The organism is Staphylococcus sp. ZWU0021, from assembly GCF_000798895.1.
GTDB classification, from domain to species: domain Bacteria; phylum Bacillota; class Bacilli; order Staphylococcales; family Staphylococcaceae; genus Staphylococcus; species Staphylococcus saprophyticus.
In genome coordinates this window covers 87,792-95,244 of sequence record NZ_JTLN01000008.1, presented here as the reverse complement: position 1 = coordinate 95,244, position 7,453 = coordinate 87,792, and the positions used below count along the sequence as shown (strand labels likewise).

Sequence of the window (7,453 nt, the reverse complement as noted above, 5' to 3'; positions counted from 1 at the left end):
ATTAATATAGTTTGAAGAGACTGAGCATAAATACTAGAAAAATGGCCAGTAAATGAGTTTGTTATAAATTCATTTACTGGCTTCTTTAAATAATTATCTAGACAATTTGCTTTTCTAGACATACTCTGAAATGCATTATTTTCTTTAAGAATATTAATATATGACTTGTGTTGGTAATGATAACCTTGGTCAGAGTGTATTGTCATGCGATAGTTAAGATTAGATCTTTTAATTAAAACATTGTTTTAAATATCGATGACAAGGTCTAATGTAGGACGTGTAGACATAAGTTTCGGAATTATATAAATCCATAAAAGGAGATAAATCGAAAACATTTATACCCCTAGGGTGTATGTGTTATAGTATAAGTATAGCTAATATAATATTTCATAAATAGGAGGAGTTAATTTGAAGAATAATGGTGAAGAGCTTAAGCATCAAAATCACATGAATCATTCCAATCAAATGCATCAAAATCACATGAATCATTCCAATCAAATGCATCATGATAACCATGAATCACATAATCATCATAGTGGCCATGCACATCATCATGGGAATTTTAAAGCTAAGTTTTTTGTTTCATTAATTTTTGCAATACCTATCATTTTTTTATCGCCAATGATGGGCGTTAAATTACCTTTTCAATTCACATTTCAATGATTCTCAAACCAACTAACAAAGTAATCACTATAAAATTCCCAAAGATAGAGAAGTAAATGATCGATACACATATCATTATCAAGATAATGCCCAACATAAGCACTTTGGTTTGGGAAAGGTGTTGTTAGCAATACTTGTAGTTGTTATTTTAGGTATACTCGTATATGGTTTTTATTTTGCTTATCATCAATTTACAGGTCATAATAGTTCTAATAATACGACACAAAGTCAAAATTCAGATACTTCAGATCGTAATGCTCACGGTGCTCAAATCGATATTTTTAGTGATACATTTGACCAAGCATATACCAAATCTTCTTCTAAAGATGGCTATGCATAAATTTATAATGGTATGAGTCGCTTTGGGGTTGAAACGAAATACGGTCAATCTAATGGAACGATTTATTTATATGGTATACATATGAAAAATACGGTGATTTAGCTGTGTTTTACGATGAATATAATGATGTGAGCCAAGTTATTACCGCACCAAGTAATATAACTGAAGACGACTATATTGAACATTACAATGAACCTGACTATAGAGAAGGTAATACACTCATTTATGATACTTACAAAGATAATGATTTTAGTGTCTTAGTAACAATTAGAGATGGCATGGTATTAGCTATAGAAAATGTCGATCAATTACCAAGCAATGCTTCAGATGATAGTGATGAAGTATCAAGTACAAGTGAAGCAAGAGCCATTGCGAATGATGTGTTAGATAGTAGTGATTGGATACACTCAGTCGATGAAGGCGAATTCAGTTATAGAGTTAATTATGGTAGAGAAAATGAAGATAGAGCCCATCGTGCAATCATAGTAGAAAACAGTGATGGTAGTACCTCAGAATGGGATGGCGATGAGTGGGACTATTAAAATAGTTATTGTTGGCCAATAAATGATTGCAGTAAGCATACTTTCACATAATATAGTTGGTAATCAATAGAAAGTATTTGCAATTGGAAGTACAGGTTTAGTTTTACCATTTGCTTTCAATTCACTTATATGATTAAGTAACACCCCCCCTAAGCTATAATAAGTTTAGGGGGTTATACAATAATAAAAATGTATCAAAAACAATTTTTCAATAATTTACCAAAGTTATATAGTTCATTTTCATATTACTTAATATTCATTTATATTTAACTTCATTTCTAATTGATGAATGATAGGAATAATCAATTCATTATTAGGAGTTGCGATACCTAATGATTTACCATATTCTACAATTTGATCATTTAAGTAATCTATTTCAGTTAAACGACCATGATTATAATCTTGATGCATTGAAGGATAGTGTAAACCTTGCGCATGATCAGGATAAGCTGCTTCAATTTTCGAGATTAAGTCGTTAATATTAATGCCTACATTTTTAGCATTTGCTACGTCGACAATTTCTTCAATGATTGGGCGTATCATTGCTCTAGAATGATCATAAGCGCCCAATTCACCGATTGTTTTATCTAATATCTTGCACAGTGGGTTTAAAACACTGTTAAGCGTGGCTTTAGACCATATCGCTTTAAATACTTCATTACTGATAGTGGCATTTAAATGGGCTTGATTTAAGATATCTGCAATTTGTTGAGTACGTTGATCTTTTTTACCATCAGCACGTTGAAGTGGGACGCGTATTGATTAACATATTAAAAGATGTAGATACAAGAACCATTATTGTAGGTGGTGCTGGTAGTCTATTTACAGATGATGCGCATACTATACGTTTTATTGATACACCAGATTTCCCATAAATAGTGAAACCAACAGCTAAAGGATCAAGTCGTAACTTACAAGACTTACAAAATGCTGAAGGAATTACTTGGACTTTTATTAGCCCATCAGTGGAATTTGACTTTGAAGGAAAACATACAGGCACATATACGTTAGGAAAAGATCAATTATTATTTAATAGTAAAGGTAATAGTTATATCAGTTATGCAGATTTTGCTATTGCTATAGTAGATGAAGCTGAAAATAAAACGCATATTAATGAATGTTTCACAGTTGTTGGTGAAGAATAATAGTGATCCTAGATGTCCTTTAGGAGAAATAATTAAAAAGGCTAAACTGAATCAAAAGTAATTAGCTAAAATACAATTGAATGAAATTCATTTTATTTTTACAATCCACAAAACTTGTACCACTAATAACAATTTCATTTATTAAAGAGTTGTAAGAAAAGATGTCTTAAGTATTGAGAGAGATTGAAAATTGATTATTATCTGAAGTGTTTGGAGGACAAAAGCAACGTGTAGCAATTGCTAAAGCCTTCTATACACAACCTTTTATTATTTTAGTAGATGAATCTACCGCATCATTAGATACTGAAAATGCAATGGCAGTCATAAAGATATTAAAAGAACAGTCTAAAGAATGTCGTAAAATATGCATTATTGTAATGCATAATGAATGATTAACTAAATTCTGGGACAAAGTTTTTCATATGCAAGATGGTTGGTTGATTAACACGAAAATAAAAATACCTTCTTAAACACATATTATATGTGATATTAAGAAGGTGTTTTGTTTTATATTATTTTGTCTTTTTATAGCATAATACTATCTTTAACTTCATAATCAAGTAATGCTTGTAACAAAGAGAATGATTTGTCAAAATTACCATTAACAATTGCGTATATAAAAATCACAGTATATTCAATTGAAATGTTATATTAAAGTGTAATTTTTAATTCAAATTAAATTTCACTTTAAATTCTTCAATGACTTCGTTTAAGTTGTCTACATTTAATGAAAAATAGAGTTTCATTTTGGGTTCAGTTCCAGATGGTCGAACTGCTATAAATCCTTCTTCAAATATAAATTTAATAAGATCTGTTTTCGGAAGTTGAATAGCTTGTATATCACCAGTTTTTATGTTGCGAGATTGTTTAGATATATAGTTTTCTATAGATAATGGAGTTAGATTATTTAATTCTATTGTTTCGACATTTTCTAAAGTATTCATGATTTCTTTAATTTTATTTCTACCTTTTGTTCCATCGAATGTAGGTGATAGGGTTTTATCTTTAAAATACCCAAATTCTTGGTAGATTTCATTTAATACATCTTTAAATGTCTTATTAGCTTGTGTTAGTTGCTCTTTATATTTAATTAGTAGTGTAGCGGTTTGTATTGCATCTTTGTCTCTAGAAAAATTTTCGATTAAATACCCATGACTTTCTTCAAAAGCCAAGACTAGTTGTGATGTATTATTTTTAAAATGTTTTAATTGTTCTGAGATATATTTAAAACCAGTCAATACGTTTATCACTTTGATATTTAATGATTTTGCTAATTTTTCACTCAAGGCACCTGTAACAACAGATTTTATAATATATTTATGTTGAGTATCTGAAAGTTGTAGATTTCTTAATTTTATAAGTAATAGTCCAATTTCATTACCATTAAAATATCTTGTTGAACCATCTTCATATCTTTCAACGATACCTAATCTATCAGCATCAGGATCCGTTGCTATTATAAGTTGCGCATCTTCTTTTTCTGCGAGTTGTTTACCTAAATCAAACGTATCTTCCATTTCTGGGTTTGCTACATTAAGAGTTGGAAAATCACCATCCGGTTTTGATTGTAATTCTTCAATAACATAGTTTGAATAAGATAAGTCTTTAAGAATTTGTGACAGTAAAGGTAAGCTAGTTCCATGCAAACTTGTAAGAATTGTTTTTGATTGAGCATTTGTAAAATAACCCACGAGATTTTTTATAGATGATTTATATGATTGAGTAGTTTCTTCTTTGAAAGGTAAAATTAATTTTTTACTTTTCAATACTTCAAAAGCTTCTGTTTGTATATTTAATGGATATTTAACTGTATCTATATAACTGCTTAATTTTAGAGAGGCTTTTGTTAAAAGTTGCCCACCATCTGAGCCATATACTTTAATCCCGTTATAGTTTTTAGGATTATGACTAGCTGTAATCATAATTCCAGCTGTCATATTAAGATGTCTAACTGCAAATGATAATTCAGGAGTTGATTTATAAGTATTTGGTAAAGTTACTGGGATGTTTTGAGTCCCAAGTACTTTAGCAATTTCTATTGCAAATTCTTTAGATAAGTGTCGTGTATCAAAGTGAATAATTACTCTAGGGTTAATAGATAAGTTTTTTAAGTACTTAACTAATCCTAATGCAAATTTTTGAATTGTGAATTTATTTAATCTTCCTGGACCAATACCAAATGTATTTCGTATTCCTGCTGTTCCAAAAGATAATGTTTCATTAAATCCTGCATCAATTTCTTCTTCTGTTTGTTTATTATAAAACTGTTCGACTAAACTTTCAGATATGTTTTGTTCCCATTTTGCTCTCAAAGTATTAACTCCTTTGTCTAAATATCTAATGATTTTAAATAATGTATAATTTCATTACGCATTTCTTCATCTTTTAATGCATATTCTATAGTAGTTTTTACAAAACCTGTTTTTTCACCGACATCATATCTTTGACCTTCAAAATCAAAAGCATAGACTTTATCATTCTTATTTAATCGTTCAATAGCATCTGTTAATTGTATTTCTCCGCCACTTCCTTCAGTTTGTGTTTCAAGATAGTCAAAAATTTTCGGAGATAATATATATCTTCCCATAATTGCTAAGTTTGATGGGGCTGTACCTTTTTCAGGCTTTTCGACAAATCGATTAACTTCATATAATGAACCACTTTGTGATTTTGGTGCAATAATACCGTAACGGTGTGTTTCTGAATCGGGAACTGTTTGAACACCAATAACTGACTTTCCTGTTGTTTCATATTGTTCCATTAATTGCTTAATTGCAGGATTTTCAGATTCAACAATGTCATCTCCCAAAAGTACAGCAAAAGGTTCATTGCCAATAAATTGCTTAGCGGTATAAATTGCGTCTCCTAATCCTTTTTGCTCTTTTTGTCTTATATAGAAGATATTTGCTAGATCTGTTGAATATTGAACTCTATCTAGTAATTCAAGTTTACCTTTTTCATATAAGGTACTCTCAAGTTCTTTTTGACTATCGAAATGGTCTTCAATCGCACGTTTATGTTTACCGGTCACAATAATAATATCTTCGATGCCAGCACGTGCCGCTTCTTCCACAATATATTGAATTGTTGGTTTATCTAATATCGGTAACATTTCTTTAGGCATTGCTTTTGTAGCAGGTAAAAATCTTGTACCTAAACCTGCTGCTGGGATTATTGCTTTCTTTATTTGCATATTTTTTCTCTCCTAGCTAGCGTATTTATTGTTTTAAATATTAATTTTTTTAACTTCTTTTAATAAATTATCTAAGTTATTAACCGCACTTTCATAACTTAGTTCTTTTTTATTTTCGACATTATATAAAGGATGTTTCTTAATTTTTATCATTGCTTTAGCAAATGCATCAATATCATTTGCTTTAATTAAGTACCCATTTTCCTCATTAACAATAATTTCACTTGGCCCATAGTTAATATCATATGAAATGGTTGGACAATTTTCACTAATACTTTCCATAACTGTTAAAGCAAAACCTTCAAATTTACTTGTTAATAAAGACGCTAATGATTCTCTAAATGCTAATCCTGGATTATTGGTAAAGTCATGGATTTCTACGTAATTTTCTAAATTATATTCTTTGACTAACAATTTTATTTCGTTTTTTTCCTTAGCATCTGTTCCACCATATAAAACGAGCTTAGTATCAAAACCGTATTCATTGAACTTTTTAAAACTTTTAATAATATGAGGAACTTGTTTTTGTTCATTAAATCTACCTAGATAGACAAATTGATCTTTCTTTTCAGCAACTTTATGAGATTTTTCAATAAAGTGAGGTATTATTGTGAATTTTTCCTCTTCTATATTAAATTCTTCTTGTATATCTCTCTTTTGAGAATTAGTAAGTAAATAATATTTTGCTACTTTATCTGAATTATTAAGTGCATACTTATACGAATTTTTCACTTCTCCATCTACTTTATGAGCGTTATGAAAGACTAATATAGATTTTATGTCCACTTTACAATCTAAGAGAGGTTGATCTAAAAGTCGTGCATCATTAAATACAATATCTCCTTTTCTAAATAGACATTCGAAAAAATATTTGAATAGCGCTTTTTCATTTTTATAAATATTATGAAGAACACCATCTTTATATATGTAAATATACTTTAATTTATTATTTTCATTATCTTCATAAAATTTTCTACAGTAAACAGTACCTTCCAAGTCGTAGAAGTATTCAGCTAACTTTTTGTTTACATTAGGACTATAATTAGTTATTTTATGAAGTTTTCCATTTAAATTGTATTCCCATCTTTCAGTCTTGTGTTTGACACCTAAAGCGAAATAATCTTCGAATTTTACAATATTAGTGTTTGGATAATATTGACGATATAAAACATATTTATCCGTGTCATTATCATAATATCTCACACAATTTTTACTGTAATCAGGAATTGCATAATAATTTTTAATCCTAATCAATTGATGATTTGAATTATCAGTTTCAACATTATTAAAATTATGTAATTTAAAATTAGATAACCAATCATATATATTTACTATATGAGTATCATTATTTAAAATTTTTTTATCAATAAATGTAGAATAAACATAATCATAATTGGGATTATAATTAGTAGTTAATATAGTTTGCTTTATGTTTAACTCATTATTATATAAAGCAATTCTACGTAATAAGGCATTAGTTCTTCCTGCATGAACTTCAGGCAATGTGGAGGTAATTGTATAAATCATTATTAATCAACTCATTTCATTTTATAGTGTATAAGTAATAATT

At 29.0% G+C, this 7,453-nt stretch carries 5 protein-coding genes and 4 pseudogenes; 5 read left to right on the top strand and 4 right to left on the bottom strand.

What is annotated here, in order from left to right; genetic code table 11:
* Positions 1-447: 447 nt before the first annotated feature.
* The 3 genes and pseudogenes from L987_RS03650 to L987_RS14065 form a co-directional block, all read left to right on the top strand.
* Positions 448-657 (top strand): annotated as a pseudogene (locus L987_RS03650) (heavy metal translocating P-type ATPase); the annotation flags it as partial.
* A 124-nt stretch (positions 658-781) separates the two neighbouring features.
* Positions 782-1,003: a hypothetical protein gene (locus tag L987_RS14070; RefSeq protein WP_231558570.1), complete on the top strand. Its 222-nt coding sequence runs from the start codon at positions 782-784 to the stop codon at positions 1,001-1,003.
* A gap of 104 nt (positions 1,004-1,107) precedes the next feature.
* Positions 1,108-1,545 carry a hypothetical protein gene (locus tag L987_RS14065; RefSeq protein ID WP_231558569.1) on the top strand — a complete coding sequence of 146 codons (438 nt, stop codon included), beginning with the start codon at positions 1,108-1,110 and terminating at the stop codon, positions 1,543-1,545.
* Between the two features lie 249 nt (positions 1,546-1,794).
* On the opposite strand, the pseudogene L987_RS03640 reads toward L987_RS14065, so the two are convergent.
* Positions 1,795-2,298 (bottom strand): annotated as a pseudogene (locus L987_RS03640) (ketopantoate reductase family protein); the annotation flags it as partial.
* Here L987_RS03640 and L987_RS03635 point away from each other — a divergent pair.
* Positions 2,283-2,690 (top strand): annotated as a pseudogene (locus L987_RS03635) (NAD(P)-dependent oxidoreductase); the annotation flags it as partial. The pseudogenes L987_RS03640 and L987_RS03635 overlap by 16 nt on opposite strands.
* A 194-nt stretch (positions 2,691-2,884) precedes the next feature.
* Positions 2,885-3,082, top strand: a pseudogene (locus L987_RS14060) (ATP-binding cassette domain-containing protein); the annotation flags it as partial.
* Positions 3,083-3,355: 273 nt separating this feature from the next.
* Here L987_RS14060 and L987_RS03625 read toward each other — a convergent pair.
* The 3 genes from L987_RS03625 to L987_RS03615 are packed head-to-tail and all read right to left on the bottom strand — an operon-like array spanning position 3,356 to position 7,410.
* Positions 3,356-5,002: a phospho-sugar mutase gene (locus tag L987_RS03625; RefSeq protein WP_047503027.1), complete on the bottom strand. Its 1,647-nt coding sequence runs from the start codon at positions 5,000-5,002 to the stop codon at positions 3,356-3,358.
* 17 nt (positions 5,003-5,019) lie between these two features.
* Entirely contained in the window at positions 5,020-5,883 is an 864-nt protein-coding gene (galU, locus tag L987_RS03620) for a UTP--glucose-1-phosphate uridylyltransferase GalU (protein WP_047503025.1), read from the bottom strand.
* 33 nt (positions 5,884-5,916) lie between these two features.
* The gene (locus L987_RS03615; protein ID WP_047503023.1) at positions 5,917-7,410 is read right to left on the bottom strand and encodes a glycosyltransferase; all 1,494 of its coding nucleotides are present in this window, start codon (positions 7,408-7,410) and stop codon (positions 5,917-5,919) included.
* Positions 7,411-7,453: the final 43 nt, after the last annotated feature.